Here is a 16382-nt window from a genome sequence, read left to right on the forward strand (position 1 = left end):
TTATGAAGCATTTTCTTATGTGTCTGCTATATATCGCGGCGTTAGGGGTTCTCTCCTTTGTAGTGGGGCGCTTGATCCCGAAGCATTGGTTTCACGCCGATCGTTTTCCTTGGGTCTGCCACCCGGCAGAGCAAAAACTATGGAAGCGGCTTCATGTTCGGAAATGGCAGGCAAAGATCCCCGATATGAGCCGCATATTCGTTAAAATCATGCCGGAAAAGAAACTGACAAAGGAAAACTATGAGAACTTGCCGCGCATGATAGAAGAAACTTGCGTGGCAGAGTGGACACATATTCTGTTGTCTATCGCCGGTCTTGGACTGCTGAAAATATGGTCCGGTGTTGGCGGGGTATGTATAACGATTATCTACATTGTGCTGGGTAATTTGCCGTTTATTGTTGTCCAGCGCTATAATCGCCCACGCCTGCAAAAGCTGTTTGCTATGCAGCAAAGGAAAAAATAGGAGATTCAAATGCAAACACTAATTCTAAGCTGCAACACTGGCGCAGGGCATAACTCCTGTGCGCAAGCAGTTCAGGAAGCCTACCACTCTCGCGGAGAAATCTGCAATATTACAGATTCTTTGCAGTTTATTTCAGAAAAAGCATCCACGTTTATTTCTAATTGGCATACCCGAATTTACCGCCATGCTCCAAGGCTTTTTGATGCTGGGTATCAGCGTGCGGAATCTCACGAAGATATTTTTTGTGAGGGAACGCCGATCTATAAGCTACTTTCCTCCGGCGCAGAGCGGATGTATCAATACATCCGCTCTGCAGGCTACGATAATATTATCTGTACTCATGTATTCCCAGCCTTGGCGTTGACAGAAATGCGCCGACAGCACCCATGCTTACAGCTTGTAACGAGCCACATTTCTACAGACTATACCTGCGCTCCCTGCACAGCGGATTCTGCGCTGGACTGGTATTTCATTCCGTCCACTTCGCTGTTAGGTGAGTTTGAACAATGTGGACTTCAACCTCAAAAGCTGATCGCCAGTGGAATCCCTGTGCGGCAGCAATTCTACCAGCGTGTGTCACAAGAAGCAGGAAAAGCCAACGCCGGAATCTCTCCTGCTCATCAACATATTTTAATGATGTGCGGTAGCATGGGCTGCGGTCCAATGGAGGAGATTATATCGTATCTCTGCCCTTACCTCACAACAGAACAAGAACTTAGTGTTGTATGCGGCACAAATGATGATTTACGCAAAAAACTCCAAAAAAGGACAGAAAAGTATTCTCAAGTTCATGTTCTGGGAACCGTCAATAATGTGCCGCAGCTCATGCAAGCCTCAGACCTATTCCTGACAAAGCCCGGAGGTCTAAGTACATCTGAGGCAATGGCGGCAGAGTTACCAATGGTGCTTATCGATGCAGTGGCTGGCTGCGAGACACATAATCTGAATTTTTTTCTGCGTAATGGAATGGCCGTCACAGCCAATACGCCAAAAGCAATCGCAGACACCACAATAAAAACGCTAAATGCCCCAGTGCTTCTTTCTAAAATGCGCGCGGCAATGCGGTCGCAGACGGAATGTACGGCAGCCGATAAAATCTATGAATGGATATACAGTCATGCAAAGTAATCATATAAAGCCGGAAGTTAATTACCGTGAGTTCCGCATCCATAAACTTAATACACCTGAATTTTCTCACGTCAGGCTATTGCTTTACTGGCCAATTTTCGGCTTGCTGTTTTTGTTTCTTGAGCGGTTGCAACCGCAACGAAATTACTATCCCGTCTATTGTGGACTCGATGATATAATACCATTTTGTGAATGGGCGTTGATTCCGTATCTATTTTGGTTTGTCTTTCTAATCGGTACGTTGGTTTATACTTTTTTCGTCGATGTACCTGCATTTCGGCGTATGATGTATTTTGTGATAGTCACCTATACGATCACGGTTTTGATTTACCTGTTCTTTCCAACCTGCCAAAATTTGCGGCCAGAAGCATTTGTACGCAATAATCTACTTACACGCTTTATTGAATTATTCTATAGTTTCGATACCAATACAAATGTTTGCCCCTCACTTCATGTAATAGGCTCTGTTGCCGCGATGTTTGGGTTATGGGATTGCAAGGCGCTCCAAAGCGTCGGATGGAAAATCGCTGCTACATCAATCGCCGTGTGTATCAGTCTCTCCACCGTTTTTATGAAACAGCATTCTATCATGGATGTTCTCGCTGCATTGCCAGTCTGTTTCTTTGGTTGGTGGATTGCCTATAAGATACTCCCCAATAATAAAACAAACCGATTTCTTACGAGGATGTAATCATGGATAAATCCTACAAAAAGCCGCTTCTACTAATCACGTTTGGGGTGATCTTATTTGCGGCATTCAACAATCTAAACTATGTTGCCAACTTTCTAAAATCGTGTATTGGCTTGCTCGCTCCGATTTTATCAGGCCTTTTGCTGGCCTTTGTTCTGAGTGTACCCGTGCGCGGACTGGCAAAGAGGCTTCGACGAAAGCTGACTAAAGCTACAGATCGGCAAATAGACATGATAAGCCTGTTACTGACGCTGATATGTGTTATTGCGATTATTGCTCTTCTGTGTGTAATTGCGATTCCACAGCTCACTGCATCTGTAAAAAGCATTGCTGCTCTTGTTCAAGAAAAATGGCCTGACTGGGTCGGCTTATTGCAAAGATACGGCATTGACACAGAGAAACTGTCGGCACATTTTGCTGCGCTCGATTGGAAATCTATTCTGCAAAGCATTTCGAGCGAAATGAACACAGTGATTTCCTCAGTTGCCAATGTTGCTGGCTCTACGGTATCTGCGATTGCTGATGTTGCAATTTCACTTGTGATCACATTCTATGTGCTAATTGGATGGCGTGAATTGAGCAGTCAAAGCAAACGGGCACTGTATGCCTACTGTAAGGAATCCGTTGCAGATAGAATTTGCCATATTTCGAAACTTGCACATGACACCTATGCGAAGTTTCTTTCTGGTCAGTGTGTCGAGGTTATGATTCTTGGAACATTGATCTTTCTTTCGTTTTCTGTTGCAGGGATTCCATATGCGGGGCTAACAGCTGTTTTAACTGCCGCCTTTGCATTCGTTCCTTATATTGGAGGATTTCTCTCCTGCGCTTTCGGCATTTTATTTACTTTATTGGCGGCTCCGAACAAGGCGCTCCTATGCTTGATCGTCTATCAGGCAACTCAGTTTGTTGAAAATCAGTTCATCTATCCGCACGTCGTGGGAAACAGTGTAGGGCTATCCCCGTTCTGGACGTTGTTGGCGGTTTTGCTGGGCGGTAAACTGTTCGGTGTCCTTGGCATGATTTTCTTTATTCCGTTAATGGCTCTTGTATCTCAGCTTCTACACGAATCAATCGAACGGCGGCTGCATACCCGCAAACCGGAGCTGTCCAATGTACAAAGCAACTCAGACGAGAATACAGACATATCTCAATGATGTAGCAGGCGTTCGAATAGTTTGTGCGTTTATTGACGATAATCGTCTGGATGAACAGATCCGCCAGGCAGTTCTTTCATTGGAAACAAAATGGACAGAAAAAGAAATTGGTTTTCAGGTAGAATTGGAGGAAGTTAAATATACTGCGAATGAAGGACTTTTTATGCATATCTGGATAAATCTTTTAGATAATGCGATTAAGTTCAGCCCTTCAAAGGGGACAATTACGATGTTTCTGAAACAAGAACAGGATTCTGTTAAGTTCATTCTGGAAGATGAAGGACCAGGAATAGAGGATGATGTAAAATCCAGAATATTTGACAAGTTCTATCAGGTAGATGGATCTCATAAAGCAGAAGGAAATGGCCTAGGTCTTGCACTTGTAAAACGGATTGTAGATAGTGCCGGAGGAACAATCAAAGCAGAAAACCGTGAATATGGTGGATGCAGATTTGTTATAGAGCTGCCAAAGCAGAAAGATGAGATTATCTAGTTTTAAGATAAATTAGAAGATGGGAGTATTTATATGACATTTTATCAGGAGTTGCAGTTAAATCAGGCAGGTTCTAAAAACCTGTTGAAAAAGAGTGAAACACTAAAAGAAAAACTATATCATATGTGGGTATATCTGGTGAAGATAGCTGCTACAATGGCATTTTGTTTTTTCTTTGTTAGTATTTTCAGCATCCTATTTGGAAATGAGAACAGCATTGTAGGTGTAGTAGTCTTATTATGTCTCATGGTGTTTAGGAATGCGGATCTGGGGATCCACACCGGACAATCTACGATGCTTTTGGCTTTGTTCTTTGTAATTATGACTGTATGTCCGCATTTAGCAAATCAGTTTTCACCGGTATTGGGAATGCTGTTAAATATTGCGGCACTGGCTGTGTTGATTCTGTTCGGATGCCATAATCCATCCATGTTTAATCAATCTACATTGGTTCTTGGGTATCTGCTGCTATATGGTTATGATGTTACGGGAAAAAGCTATCAGATGCGATTAGTCGGAATGGCTTTAGGTGCAGCACTTACCTGCTTCGTATTTTATCGAAATCATAAAAACAGAACTTATAAAAGAAATCTGAAAGATCTGATACAAGAATTTGATATCACTTCTTCCAGAACAAAATGGCAGATATGTCAGATTTTATGCGTACCGATTGTCCTTTGCATTGCAGAACTTTGTAATATGCCACGTGCAATGTGGGCTGGTATTGCGGCCATGTCCGTGATTTTGCCGTCTATGGAAGATATGCACTACAGAGTCCGTAAAAGGATTGTCGGAAATATTGCAGGTGTTATATGTTTTACAGTATTATATTTTCTGCTTCCTTCGTCAATCTATGCATATATAGGAATTCTTGGTGGAATCGGTGTAGGATTTTCAGCACAATATGGCTGGCAGGCAGTATTTAACACATTTGGTGCTTTAGCCATTGCTGCAGAGACATATGGACTACAAGGAGCGGTTAGTCTTAGAGTGAGTCAAAATGTTTTTGGTGTTGTGTTTGCTTTAGCATTTTGTGTTATATTTTATTGGTTTATGCCTAAAAAAAAGGAAAGTGAGGTGACCGTACATGCAGAGTGAAGTGAATCAGAAAGAAAATTTGAATAGAATTATTACGGTTCCTAATCTTCTTTCTTTTTTCGGCTTTGTCTGATTCCGGTAATTATATGGAGTTATTGTGTAAAGAAAAATCCTCGAATGAATGCAGGGAAGTGACCGAAAAGTACCGCACAGGACGGAGTGCATATTTATGGCTCGGACAGTTGTTTATGAGATTGTTTGCAGGACTATTATAGCAGAAAGAAGAGGTGTTCGATATGTGTACAGCAGCAACTTACAAAACAAAAGATTTTTATATGGGCAGAACGCTTGATTATGAATTTTCCTATGGGGAACAGATCACGATAACGCCAAGAAATTACGAATTTGATTTCCGGTTTGCCGGGAAGATAAAAAGCCATTATGCTTTGATCGGAATGGCATTTGTTGCAGGAGGTTATCCGCTTTATTATGATGCTGTTAATGAAAAAGGCCTTGGAATGGCAGGTCTTAATTTTGTCGGCAATGCGGCATATGAAGAAGCTTTGCCGGAAGATGAAACAGAAGTCAGCCAGGTGGCACAGTTCGAGTTCATCCCATGGATCCTTACACAGTGTGCTACTGTAGCAGAGGCGAGAGAGAAGCTGGCAGCAATGAGACTGACAGGCACAGCATTCAGTGAACAGCTGCCGACAGCACAGCTTCACTGGATCATTGCAGACAAAGACTCCTGTATCGTTGTTGAGTCTATGAAAGATGGGCTGCATGTATATGATAATCCGGTAGGAGTGCTTACCAATAATCCACCATTCCCGAGTCAGATGTTTGCACTGAATAATTATGCCGGAGTATCCAGAAAACAGCCGGAGAGTACTTTTGCAGGAGTATTACAGCTTGATGCATATAGCAGAGGAATGGGTGGAATGGGAATACCTGGAGATCTTTCCAGCCAGTCAAGATTTGTGAAAGTTGCCTTTACAAAATTAAATTCGATCTCCGGTGAAGAAGAGGATGAGAGTGTAAGCCAGTTCTTCCATATCTTAGGATCCGTAGATCAGCAGCGTGGATGCTGTGAGGTGACAGAAGGCAAATATGAGATCACGATATACACGTCCTGTTGTAATACAGCAAAAGGTATTTATTATTATACGACTTATGATAATCATCAGATCACAGCGGTTGACATGCATGCGGAAAATCTGGATTCAGATCAGCTGATCTGTTATCCGCTTCTGTCCAAGGGCGAAGTCAGATGGCAGAATAAATAATACGAAAATGCACGGAGAAAGCATAACGCAGAACAACAGGAGGACAATATCGAGATTGTATGGAATGCAGATGTTAGGTTGATAATTGTGCAAGCACCGCCTGCACAATTTGTGCAACAAAAAAGAGGAGCCAGTCCAGACTCCTCAAAGGTACGTTATTTCAAAAAGTTGCTCTTGTGTTCCAGCGCGTGCAGATTATGATAGTCCTCATAAATAAGTCAATTTTGCAGATAAAATTAGCAACTCAGGAAAAAATGATTTGCTTGGAGAAATCGAAACGATAAGCTGAGATAATGGTTTCTCTTCTTTAGTGAGCCTATGAAATGACGAAATGTGGCTCGCCACATGGTGCTAACGCATACGACTGTTCTCCTCGTGGTGATGAATTGTTGAAGTTAAGTGAGCAAAAAGCAAAATCTGAACTTGTGAACTTAATTGCCAGTGCAGCAGGCGCATATACAGGGGCTGTTATCTCGCAAATATTCGATGCGGCGTAAGTAAAAAAGTTGGGCACGATCTTAACGAGCAATGCATGGCGGTACCCACTCATGCAAAATTTATAAGCCCCTGCCGCAGCAGGGGCTTATAAATCGCCTGTCTGGGATAAAATCCTCGAACCCCTTTGACACAGATTCCATCTGTGACTATGCATCGCAAGCGATGCTAAAGGAGCACGGTCAGCCACGACCGTGCTCCTTTAAATTTGTGCGGCTCTATGTCAATAGTTGGGATAGAGGTAAGCGCAAGAATGTGGTAGCATATATATATTATCGTTCCCAAGTGTCTCTGCTGTTCTTCTTGTTTTGCTTCTGCTGTGCCTGCTGTTTCTGACGCAGATGTTCACGGATGGAGCGAGCTTCCGTTTCCTCATGAAGTATATCAGCAACATCCCGCTTGCTGTCGTACATCATCAAGTAATCGTACTTATCTCCGTAAGCAGACTGCACACGGTCAACCACAGAGCGCTCCATTGCAGGACGCAGGTCGAGCCTTGCGTCCTGCAATTCGTCTGGGTCGAATTCTGCCGATTGCGTCTTCAAATCAGCATACTGCTGCAAAGCGTCGTTCAGCTCAGCCGTGTACTTTTCTTCCTGTTGCGACAGCTTTTTTAGTGCGGCTTCCATCGTGGAAATGTCCTTTTTCACAGCAGCGATACCGGCATCGTCACTGCATTCCAGCGAGTGCAGCAGCATATCCTTCTCGGATTTCAGCTCTTCCAATTCCTCGGTCAGCTCCGCAATATGGCGGGACAGTTCACACTGCTTCGGGATGAGATAGAGGGGTGTCTCCTTCTTTTGGGCAAGCAAAGACTTGCGTTCCTTGCCCTTGCCCCGAATCTCCTGAACCAGCTCGGTATAGCGCACCAGATTCGGCTGAACCGCGTGGATATAATCTTTCATGCGCTGCCTGCCCCGGCCGATATGCCGCAGCTGATAGCGGAAAACAATCATATTTGCCCGCAGCTTTTCCATCGCCTCGGCAATAACCGGGAGGGTGTTCTTTACCGCCTGTGCCAGCTTCCTGACCGCAGCTTTCAGCTCCCGCAGCAAGGCATTGTCCGCCTTGATCTGCCGGTTGATCTCGCAGCGGTCAGCAATGATCCCTTTCCGCTCCAGCGCCCGTGCGGTCACTCCCTCATGGATGGTAGGCTGCTCATCCAGACCTCTGGCTGCGTTGCTGCGGTGGTCGATTCGCTCCGCCCGTCCGGCGCGCTCCAGATAGAGATTGGTCACATCCGCCCATGCAGCCCGCCATGTCACAAGTTGCTCCTCACTATTCCAACGTTCGGAGATGGGGTTCTGTCTGCCGTAGCGGGTGCTCTTCGGATGCTTGTCAGCCCGGATGAGTCCCTGCGCCTCGGCAGCAGACGGTGTCATATAGACCTTCTTTTTGCCGACCTTGTAGGGATATTGCTTCTCCCAGCCCTCGTTCTGCGCCGCCCGGAACTCGGCGGCGGTGAAGCCTCGTTCTTCACCGTTTCTCATACAGAGATATTCTTTTTCGGTCTTGTACTGCCAGCGTCCCTGCTCATCCAGCGGGCGCACCGTCAGGAGAATGTGGGCGTGGGGATTGTGACCGTCGGTGTCGTGGATGGCAGCGTCGGCGCACATTCCATCGGACACAAATTGCTCCCGGATAAAGTCTTGCAGCAGCTCGATCTGCTGTTCCCGGTTTAGCTCTATGGGCAGAGCCACAACAAACTCACGGGCAAGCCTGCTGTCTTTTGCTGTCTCTACTTCCTCCACGGCGTTCCACAGTTTTTCTCTGTCTTGCCATTCCTGTGGGGCATATTCCGGCAGAAACATCTGCTGCCAGACAAGCCCTTGTTTTTTCGTGTAGTCGTGCTGAATCCCGTCGTAATCGTTATACAGGCGGGAGCAGCTCAAATAGGCAGAAGCAGCTACTGCGGAGCGGCCTGCGCCCCGGCTGACCACCTTCGCTTCCAAATGATAAATCGCCATATCTTCTTCACCTCGTTCTTCCTTTTTCTGTTTCTCTTTCGCAAAAGAGAAAATGCCCCGAAGATGAGCTTCGGGCATAGCCGCAAACAAAGCTGCCGGTGGCAGGTTTGTGCGGGCAGGGTGCAAGCTGTTTCCAAAGCAGAAACAACTGCGACCTGCGCAGACGATGACAGCAGCACCCTGCAAGTGCTGTGGCATTGTCTGGAGGCTGCCGCAGCAGCCGCATCCGCCTCGCAGAGCGCACGATTTCCGCAGGAAATACCACTGCCCTTTAGGGTGGTGAGTAAGTGCGCCCTTACGGGAGGAAAAGAGGAGGCCCCCGGTTTCCCGGAGACCTCCCAGCGGATTCAATTGTGCTGCGGCAGCTTCTGCATCAGGTAATCCTCCAGCGCAGACAGCTCCATCGTCCGCACCTCCGGCAGCACTTTCTCCAAGATTGCACCCTCCTGAATGAGCCTACGGGTACGGACCTTGCGTTCCTTGACCCGGTTCCGTGCCTGCGCTTCCTCCAAGCGGTGCTGTGCTTGCAACAGTTTCTTCTCTGCCTCTGTCATAAAAATCCCTCCTCACTTTCTCCGTTGCCAAACGATTTCGTACCCCAGCGCATCGGCAAGCTGGACGGCTTCAACATAGCGCAGGGACTCCCGTTGGAGCTTATTGGACAGGTTAGATACGCTGTCAGACCAGCCGTGTTCGTCATGCAGCAGATCGACCACCTCCTGCATGGTCATGCCCTGACGGACGATGTACGACTTGATTTCATTTCTCAGATTGGATTTCATCAACTTTTTACCTCCATATTTTCGTGATATTGGTTTTTGAGTAAGTGAACTGTGTACGCTTTGCGGTGAAAAATCTGCCGTTCCGCAAATCCACTCAGATTTCCGTCCGTGATGCCCTGTACACAGCAGCACCCTATCGGCTTCATCGTTCTGTGTGAGAACATACAGAACGGCAGGATATGCCGCAATCCGGAGCAGCGGATTCACGCTTCGGTAAATCACCTGATGGTGCAGTGCGTTCGACCTACGACAAAAATCTTTACGGATTTCACAAGCATTGATTTTGAAGCCGTTAAAATAGGCTGTCCGTGTACGGCTCGGTACGGCATAGACGGCTTGTGTACGCTGCTGTACGCCGGTTTTGTGTACCGAACGCCGATTCAGCGGCAGATTTTACACGATGCTGTGAATTGCTTCACCAAAGGCACAAGCAAAACCGTATTTTGCGGATGAAGTTGAAAAATGCCGTACAGAGTGTACGGCGTGTACGGCAATTTTGAAGTCCGGTTCTCATTTTTAATACGGCAGTGGGTTGACCACTTCAATGCCCATAAAACCGCGCACCCGCTTGCCACCGACATGGACATTGTTGGTGGCCTCTACATTGTAAAGGCGCTCGTTCTGCGCCAGTTCCGAGCTGAGACGATTTGCAGACATGGGCTTTTGCGCATTGTCCTCGCACCAGCGCTGATACGCCTCATACAGTGCCTTGGAGCTGGCTTCACTGTCGGCCTTGAAGCGGATATAGCCCTCAGATTGCAGAAACTCGATCACATTGTTGCTGCTGCGCTTGACCGTCTCCATATTCTCTCTGGCCTTGCCGGAAATGCTGAACTGATAGTTGTTCCCAATCAACCGATGCAGACCATCCAGACACCAGAGGAAGATGCCCTCCTTCTCCCGCAGCAGCTTATCCACCAGAAACGGATCATCCACTCGGCCAGCGGGCCGGTCTTTGGTGGTCAGCACGATCTGGCGGCGAAAGAAGCCGTCGGACTTGTCGTGCAGGGCGGTGAGCGCACCGTTTCCGAAGCAGAGAAAACGCACATAGAGCTGGCTCTGATAGCTCTGGACGCCTTTGCGCTCCATGTCCATCTTGCACTCAGAGGTCACGATGGATTTGATATAATTGGTCTTGGGCAGGGCGCTCATATCCATATCGTCATCCACCATCAGGAGCTTGTTTTCCAAGTCTGCACGGCTGAACCGGTTGCTCTCCACCTTCTGGATGCTGGTGGTGTTCATGCTGTCGCCCAGCAGGGAGCGTATGACCAGACCGATGCGGCTTTTGCCCTCGCCGCCCTTGCCGATGAGCATGAGCATTTTTTGCCCCTTGGTGGTAGGCAGCAGGCAGTAACCGAGAAATTCCTGCAAGGTTGGAATGTCCTCCGGTTGCAGCAGCTCTGATAGGAATTGCAGCCACTTTTTCGGAGTGGGTGCGTCAGGGTTGTAGGCGACCGTCAGCCGGTTGTTGCAGTAGCTCTTATCGGCGGTAAAGCTACCGTTCATAAAATACGTCCCGTTGGCAACGTGGATGCGGTCCGTCTCAATGGGCAGCGGCGGTGAATACGCTTGCAGCTTGATGCTGGCAAGCAGATTTGTCACAACTTTGGACAGTCCGGAGGTCAGCACACCGGAGATTTCCTCCAGAATGAGATTGCCGATCTGCCCCTCATCCTCGATCAGTCCGTCCACGGTGAAAAGCCGCCCACGCACACATTTCATGGGGTGTTTCTCCAAAAACTGCTGGCAGAACAGCACCTCGTTGATGTGCCTGCCGTCGTACCACTCAGGCCACGTCTGCGGTGTCATATCCATCTTCCAATTCCTCCTTGTGAATTTTCTCTAACCTCCGTCGCAGCCCGTCCAGCTTTTCGTCCGCCATCTGCTGCTGAATTACTTCGGCACGTTCGTGGGAATCCCCGGCGCACAGAATATCTAAGTAATATTCCGTTTCATCGAGCTTGTGACAGGCTTCCACGAACCGTGCGGGAACAGGCTCGTCAGGAGATTGCGGCGCATACCGCACCTTCCAGTTCCGCAGCACACGGGCGTAATCGGACAGAACAGAAAAGCACAGCCGCTCGTTTTCCATGAGCTGCTGTGCTTCTGTTCGGATGCGTTTTGCGTGGAGCGCCGCTGCGCTGGGCGGCTTGTCCGGGCTGAGATGAAAATCTGCCATCAGCTTCCGTGCCGCATCATAGGGCGAAAGCTGAAACAGTCTGCCCACAAAGTCGATCACATCCCCGTGCTCCCCGCAGGCGAAGCAATAATAATGATCGTCGGCCACATACAGGCTGGGGTTCCGGTCGTTGTGAAAGGGGCAAAGTGCTTTGCCGTATCGGTTCACATCGATCCCGTACAGCTCTGCCGCCTCCCGCAGATTGACATTTTCTTTTACGATTTCAAAAATACGCATGATACCTCCATTTCTGCGCAAAAACGGCGGCCTGCCCAATCTGGGGCAAGCCGCCGTCTGCGTCTATTTTATGCTGTTTTCGTTTCTTCCTCGTTCTTAGCTTCTCGCAAGGCTTTCTTCCATGCGCCCTGCCGTTTGATTTGTGCTGCATACCGACAATCGTCACTGCAATATTTCACATCTGACCTTGTTGTGATAAACTCCTTGCCGCAGTTTTCGCAGGTACACGCCCGGCTGCGGCTCTCTGCCGCCTCCTGCCGGTAGAATTTTGCCCGGCAGTTGGGACCGCAGAACAGGGTGTTCGTCCGTTTGGATGCAAATTCCTGCCCGCAGCACTTGCAGGTCAGCATGAAAGGCTGACCGACAGCGTGTTCACCAGCCTTGATTTTCTGATACCGTTCCCGGCTTTTAATGCGATGTCGCTTGAGCTGCTCCTGCCGCTTGATTTCTTCCTCGGTCAGCTCCGGTGCGGGAAGCTCAAACTGCCCGATAAAGCGAAGGTGGATCTCCACCTCCTGCACCCGGTCACCGTCGATACGCTCCGGGGCGTGGACGATGATTTTCTCAATAAACTCGTTGATCATGGGTGTAGTCAGCTCGGAGAAGTCCGTGTACTTCCTTGCCAGCTCCAGAAACTGCTCCACACGGGCGGCGTCCTCCGCAAAAGCGGACAGCTTTTCTTCTGCTTCTGCGACAGAGGCTTGCAGCGCTTTCTGCTCGGCTTCGTAATCTGCCAGCAGACTGTCAAAGCGCTCATCGGTAATGCGCCCGACAGCAAAGGATTCATAGAGCTTTTTGATGATGGTGTCCAGCTCAGCAATACGCTTTTTGTCCTTGCTCAGCTTTCGCTTGGCATCTTTGGCCGCTTCCACCTGCCGGAGCTGGGAGGCAGAGCGCACCTTTTCCATAAACGCCGCCTGATTGGAAATTGCAAAGGTGCTGACCGTGCGGATGGTGTCCAGAATCAGGGTGCGCAGAGCTTTGGTCGTGATATAGTGGCCGCAGCAGGCGGCAGTTCTTTTCTGATGGGCGAGGGTATAGGAGGAACAATCGAAGAAGTCAGATGGATAGGGATTGTTCTCTGTGCCGCCTTTGGAGCGGTGGTTATACATCTTCTTGCCGCAGTCGGCGCAGTACAAAAGGCCGGTCAGCGGATTCGCTTCCCCCAGCGTGTCGATGCGCTTGGGCGTCTTGCGGAGCTTCTGGGCAAGCTCCCATGTTTCTCTGTCCACAATGGCCTCGTGGGTATCTTCAAAGATCAGCCAATCCTCCTTGGGATTCATTACGGCGTTTTTATCTTTATAGGACTGCTTGTGGGAGCGAAAATTCACCGTATGCCCCATATACTCCGGCTTGGAGAGAATCTGCCCCACGACATAGCCGCTCCAGTTATAGGGATTTGAAAATTCCTCCTTGCTTTTCCAGATCCCCTTGCCCTGCTTGCCGAAGTACACGGCGGGCGTCTCCACCTTATCCTCAAAGAGAATACGGGCAATATCGTAGGGTCCTTTGCCCTCGATGGTCAATCGGAAAATGCGGCGCACCACGGCGGCGGCTTCCTCGTCGATCAGCCAATGGTATTTGTTTTCCGGGTCTTTCCTGTAGCCATAGATAGCGCAGTTGGTGGTAGGCTTGCCGGATTCTCCCTTGACCCGGATGGCGGTTTTCTGCTTGCGGCTCAGGTCGCGCAGATACCACTCGTTCATGATGTTGAGGAAGGGCGCAAACTCGTTGCTGTTCTGGTCATCACTGTCCACGCCGTTGGCAATGGCAACAAAGTGGACGCCATGCTGCCGGAAGAATACCTCTGTGTAAAAGCCGGTTTGCAGATAGTCACGCCCCGCCCGGCTCATATCCTTGACAATGACATGGGCCACCTTGCCTGCTTCAATGTCCGCCACCAGCTGTTTCCATGCCGGACGCTCGAAATTGCCGCCGCTCCATCCATCATCAGTATAGTGGCGGCAGTTGGTGTAGCCTCTCTGCTGGGCATAGCTTTCGAGGTATTTTTTCTGATTCACGATGGAGTTGCTATCACCGGCATTGTCATCGTCACGGCTTAGCCGCTCATACAGAGCGGTGATCTTTTCCTCAGTCTGTTTCATGCGCATTCGGCGCTCCTTTCAGACTGACGGCTCATTTGTGGTGCTTCCATTATAGCACAAGTGCCGTCATTTGTAACCCCTTCATTGCGGATCATCCGCAGAATCTTTTCCTCCATGGTCTCCACCGCTGTTTCGCTGAATGCGACCCTTACCTTATAGGTGGTGCCGCCGATGCGCCGAATGATGAACTGTTCCTGTTTCGTTTGCTCCATAGGCTTCCTCCTTGCGTAATTTGTTGGTTTTTGGTATAATAAGTCCGGTTCCGTTGGCTGTAAGCCAATCATGTCTTTATGCTGGTTTTCCATGTTCTTTTTCTCCTTTCTACCCTCTGTGTTTAAGATAGTAACCTTAGTAACTTGCGTTTAGATTACCCTTTCACTAATAGGAGAAAAACGGGGTGTAAATCGGAACTGTTTTTTGAGAAAAAGAAAAATATTTTTTCGAGGAGGTGAAGCTGTCGTGGAACCATGGGAGGATGAACTGCTGTGGGATGATGATTTTTCCGATGAGGAAGAAGATACCGAGGAGCAAATAGAGGAAGCCGACCTTGAAATGGATGAGGATAGCTTTGCCGATTGGGAGGATGCGTCGGACGGTGCGCCGGAGAACGAATCGCTGGAGGAAGCGCTTGCAGAGGAACGCACGCTGGAGCTGGAAAGCGAGCTGGAGCAGGACGAGCATCCCAGAAACTATGCCGCCGAGCTGGAGGACGAGGAAGAGGAAGCCGCGCCCACCAGCGAAAAACGGCTCAAGCGGGAAATTCGCGCAGAGGCTGTGCGGCGGCTGGAGGAAGCAGCCCGGACGGAATCGGATTTTTTGACTGTGGTAGACGAGTGGAACAAGCTGGACAGAAATCGGGAACGCCGGGAGCGTGACCACGAAAACCTGCGCGGGGATGTGCCGTTGGAGTTTCAGGCCGTGCCAGAGCCGAGAATTGCTCCCCTCTGGATGAATCTGCCAAGGTTCCGCCAGCTCTGTCAGGGAAATTTTCTCGACATCATCTTCTCCTGTCCCTACGAGCTGCATGAGCTGACAGCAAACCGTTTTCTCTCCAAGCTCTTCTTCACCCTCAGTGATGAACAGAAGGAGGTACTGTATTACCTGTTCGTCAAGCAATACAGCACCACAAGGCTTGCTGCCATCCGTGGGCAGTCCGACCGGAATATCCGAAAGTTGCGTATGACCATTCAGAAAAAGCTGCAAAGGCGGATGTATGAGCATCTGAGTGAAAAGCTGGAAAGGGACTACAGCATTACTCTGCGGGAGCGCGAGTTCGTAGAGGAATATGAAGCACTGCTGCAAACCATGGGCAAAGATGCCGTGATCCGCCGGGAAAACAAAACCAAACCGAGAAAAAAGAAAGCCGCCCTTGACGATGACAAGGACGGTTGATACAATAGTAATACGGTTAATATATAGTTGGATTACGAGTTGAGAGGAACAGCGCCATGAAGAATCTCTTTGAGCAGTCCCGTTCCCATTGGGTACGGTATGACCGCTATGAACTGAAAACAGCCGCAGACGGCAAGCGGTATATCACGCCGGGGAAGAATGCCAAGCCCGACATATATAATCCCTTGAAGGAAGCGCCGGGAATCGTGCTGGATGCGCTGAATGTGGGAATGCTGATGATGAACCGCAGCCCGGAGGACGAGGTGCAGAAGGCCATTCTGGAATTTGTAACCCATTACGGTCTGCTGGGCCTGATGACAGCGCTGCCCACCACGCCGTCCTTCATGGATTATGAGGCGGTCTATCTGCCGAAAAACCACTTCATCAAGGCAGAATCCATGGAAACCGAGGACTATCTGGCGCTATTCTATCCCTTTGACCAGCTGGATCTGGTCAAGAAGGGCATTGAGTCCAGATGGAGCGTGTCCGGCGACAACATGATGGTGGCGCTGACCATGACCTTTGCGAGTGAACCCATGGCGAAAACCATGAGCTTCCAGCGAGAGTATGCTGAAGCCTATGACTGGGTGGCGCAGCAGTTCAAGGACTGGGCCTTTACGCTGACCACATCTATTCTGTACTACAACGATTATGACCTGATCGATGAGGATACCCGGAATCTGTATCGCAAAGGCATGGCTGCTTTCGGCGGCATTGCGCCCAGCTATCATATTGAGCTGCTGGACAAACCGACCATCTATTGGGACTTCCATTCGCTGCTGCTGGGCATCCAGATGATGTTCAGCTTCCTGCTGGTGGACGGAGAGAAGCCCCTGCGGCTGTGCAAGCACTGCCAGAAGGTGTTCCTGAGCAGCCGCTCCAATTCCGCTTTTTGCAGTCCCCGCTGCAAGAATCAGTATAATGTCTATAAGAGCCGTGGGAAGAAAACCAGCGAAGAAGATTGA

Annotated in this window: 15 protein-coding genes and 2 pseudogenes; 10 read left to right on the forward strand and 7 right to left on the reverse strand. The window is 49.0% G+C overall.

The genetic code is table 11. From position 1 onward, the window contains the following. Positions 1-2: 2 nt before the first annotated feature. The 8 genes and pseudogenes from BQ5383_RS08080 to bsh all read left to right on the forward strand — a co-directional run bounded on the left by BQ5383_RS08080 (position 3) and on the right by bsh (position 6257). Positions 3-464: a glycosyl-4,4'-diaponeurosporenoate acyltransferase CrtO family protein gene (locus BQ5383_RS08080; protein ID WP_009295644.1), complete on the forward strand. Its 462-nt coding sequence runs from the start codon at positions 3-5 to the stop codon at positions 462-464. Between the two features lie 9 nt (positions 465-473). Continuing rightward, complete coding sequence (locus BQ5383_RS08085; RefSeq protein WP_008978051.1) at positions 474-1592, forward strand: MGDG synthase family glycosyltransferase; 1119 nt, start codon at positions 474-476, stop codon at positions 1590-1592. Further along, positions 1582-2283 (forward strand): phosphatase PAP2 family protein, encoded by a 702-nt coding sequence (locus BQ5383_RS08090; RefSeq protein ID WP_008978052.1) that lies wholly within the window; start codon positions 1582-1584, stop codon positions 2281-2283. Before BQ5383_RS08085 ends, BQ5383_RS08090 begins: the two co-directional genes overlap by 11 nt. 2 nt (positions 2284-2285) lie before the next feature. Beyond that, positions 2286-3440 (forward strand): AI-2E family transporter, encoded by a 1155-nt coding sequence (locus tag BQ5383_RS08095; protein WP_071430986.1) that lies wholly within the window; start codon positions 2286-2288, stop codon positions 3438-3440. A 43-nt stretch (positions 3441-3483) separates the two neighbouring features. Beyond that, a pseudogene (locus tag BQ5383_RS08100) lies at positions 3484-3933 on the forward strand (sensor histidine kinase); the annotation flags it as partial. Positions 3934-3966: 33 nt separating this feature from the next. Then, positions 3967-5031, forward strand: a complete 1065-nt coding sequence (locus tag BQ5383_RS08105; protein WP_005946426.1) for an FUSC family protein — start codon at positions 3967-3969, stop codon at positions 5029-5031. Next, positions 5021-5145, forward strand: a pseudogene (locus BQ5383_RS20040) (CDP-alcohol phosphatidyltransferase family protein); the annotation flags it as partial. The gene BQ5383_RS08105 and the pseudogene BQ5383_RS20040, both read left to right, overlap by 11 nt. Before the next feature lie 122 nt (positions 5146-5267). Then, positions 5268-6257 (forward strand): choloylglycine hydrolase, encoded by a 990-nt coding sequence (bsh, locus tag BQ5383_RS08110; RefSeq protein WP_009295645.1) that lies wholly within the window; start codon positions 5268-5270, stop codon positions 6255-6257. A gap of 767 nt (positions 6258-7024) precedes the next feature. Here the strand turns inward: bsh and mobQ are convergent. The 7 genes from mobQ to BQ5383_RS08145 form a co-directional block, all read right to left on the reverse strand. After that, positions 7025-8719, reverse strand: a complete 1695-nt coding sequence (gene mobQ / locus BQ5383_RS08115; protein WP_008978057.1) for a MobQ family relaxase — start codon at positions 8717-8719, stop codon at positions 7025-7027. A gap of 347 nt (positions 8720-9066) precedes the next feature. Continuing rightward, positions 9067-9273, reverse strand: a complete 207-nt coding sequence (locus tag BQ5383_RS08120) for a DUF3847 domain-containing protein (RefSeq protein WP_071430988.1) — start codon at positions 9271-9273, stop codon at positions 9067-9069. A gap of 12 nt (positions 9274-9285) precedes the next feature. Further along, the gene (locus tag BQ5383_RS08125) at positions 9286-9501 is read right to left on the reverse strand and encodes a DUF6471 domain-containing protein (RefSeq protein ID WP_071430990.1); all 216 of its coding nucleotides are present in this window, start codon (positions 9499-9501) and stop codon (positions 9286-9288) included. Positions 9502-10017: 516 nt separating this feature from the next. Beyond that, entirely contained in the window at positions 10018-11319 is a 1302-nt protein-coding gene (locus tag BQ5383_RS08130; protein ID WP_071430992.1) for a DNA primase family protein, read from the reverse strand. Continuing rightward, positions 11291-11920: a CHC2 zinc finger domain-containing protein gene (locus BQ5383_RS08135; protein ID WP_071430994.1), complete on the reverse strand. Its 630-nt coding sequence runs from the start codon at positions 11918-11920 to the stop codon at positions 11291-11293. Before BQ5383_RS08135 ends, BQ5383_RS08130 begins: the two co-directional genes overlap by 29 nt. A gap of 68 nt (positions 11921-11988) precedes the next feature. Next, positions 11989-14031, reverse strand: coding sequence for a recombinase family protein (locus BQ5383_RS08140; protein WP_071430996.1), 2043 nt, complete (start codon positions 14029-14031; stop codon positions 11989-11991). Continuing rightward, positions 14022-14237 (reverse strand): transposon-encoded TnpW family protein, encoded by a 216-nt coding sequence (locus BQ5383_RS08145; RefSeq protein WP_071434958.1) that lies wholly within the window; start codon positions 14235-14237, stop codon positions 14022-14024. Before BQ5383_RS08145 ends, BQ5383_RS08140 begins: the two co-directional genes overlap by 10 nt. 247 nt (positions 14238-14484) lie before the next feature. Between BQ5383_RS08145 and BQ5383_RS08150 the strand changes: the two genes are divergently transcribed. Together BQ5383_RS08150 and BQ5383_RS08155 are read left to right on the forward strand one after the other, a co-directional pair. Beyond that, positions 14485-15417: a hypothetical protein gene (locus BQ5383_RS08150; protein ID WP_071430998.1), complete on the forward strand. Its 933-nt coding sequence runs from the start codon at positions 14485-14487 to the stop codon at positions 15415-15417. A 56-nt stretch (positions 15418-15473) separates the two neighbouring features. Next, positions 15474-16382 (forward strand): recombination protein NinG, encoded by a 909-nt coding sequence (locus BQ5383_RS08155; RefSeq protein WP_071431000.1) that lies wholly within the window; start codon positions 15474-15476, stop codon positions 16380-16382.

This window comes from Angelakisella massiliensis (genome assembly GCF_900104675.1).
GTDB lineage: Bacteria > Bacillota > Clostridia > Oscillospirales > Ruminococcaceae > Angelakisella > Angelakisella massiliensis.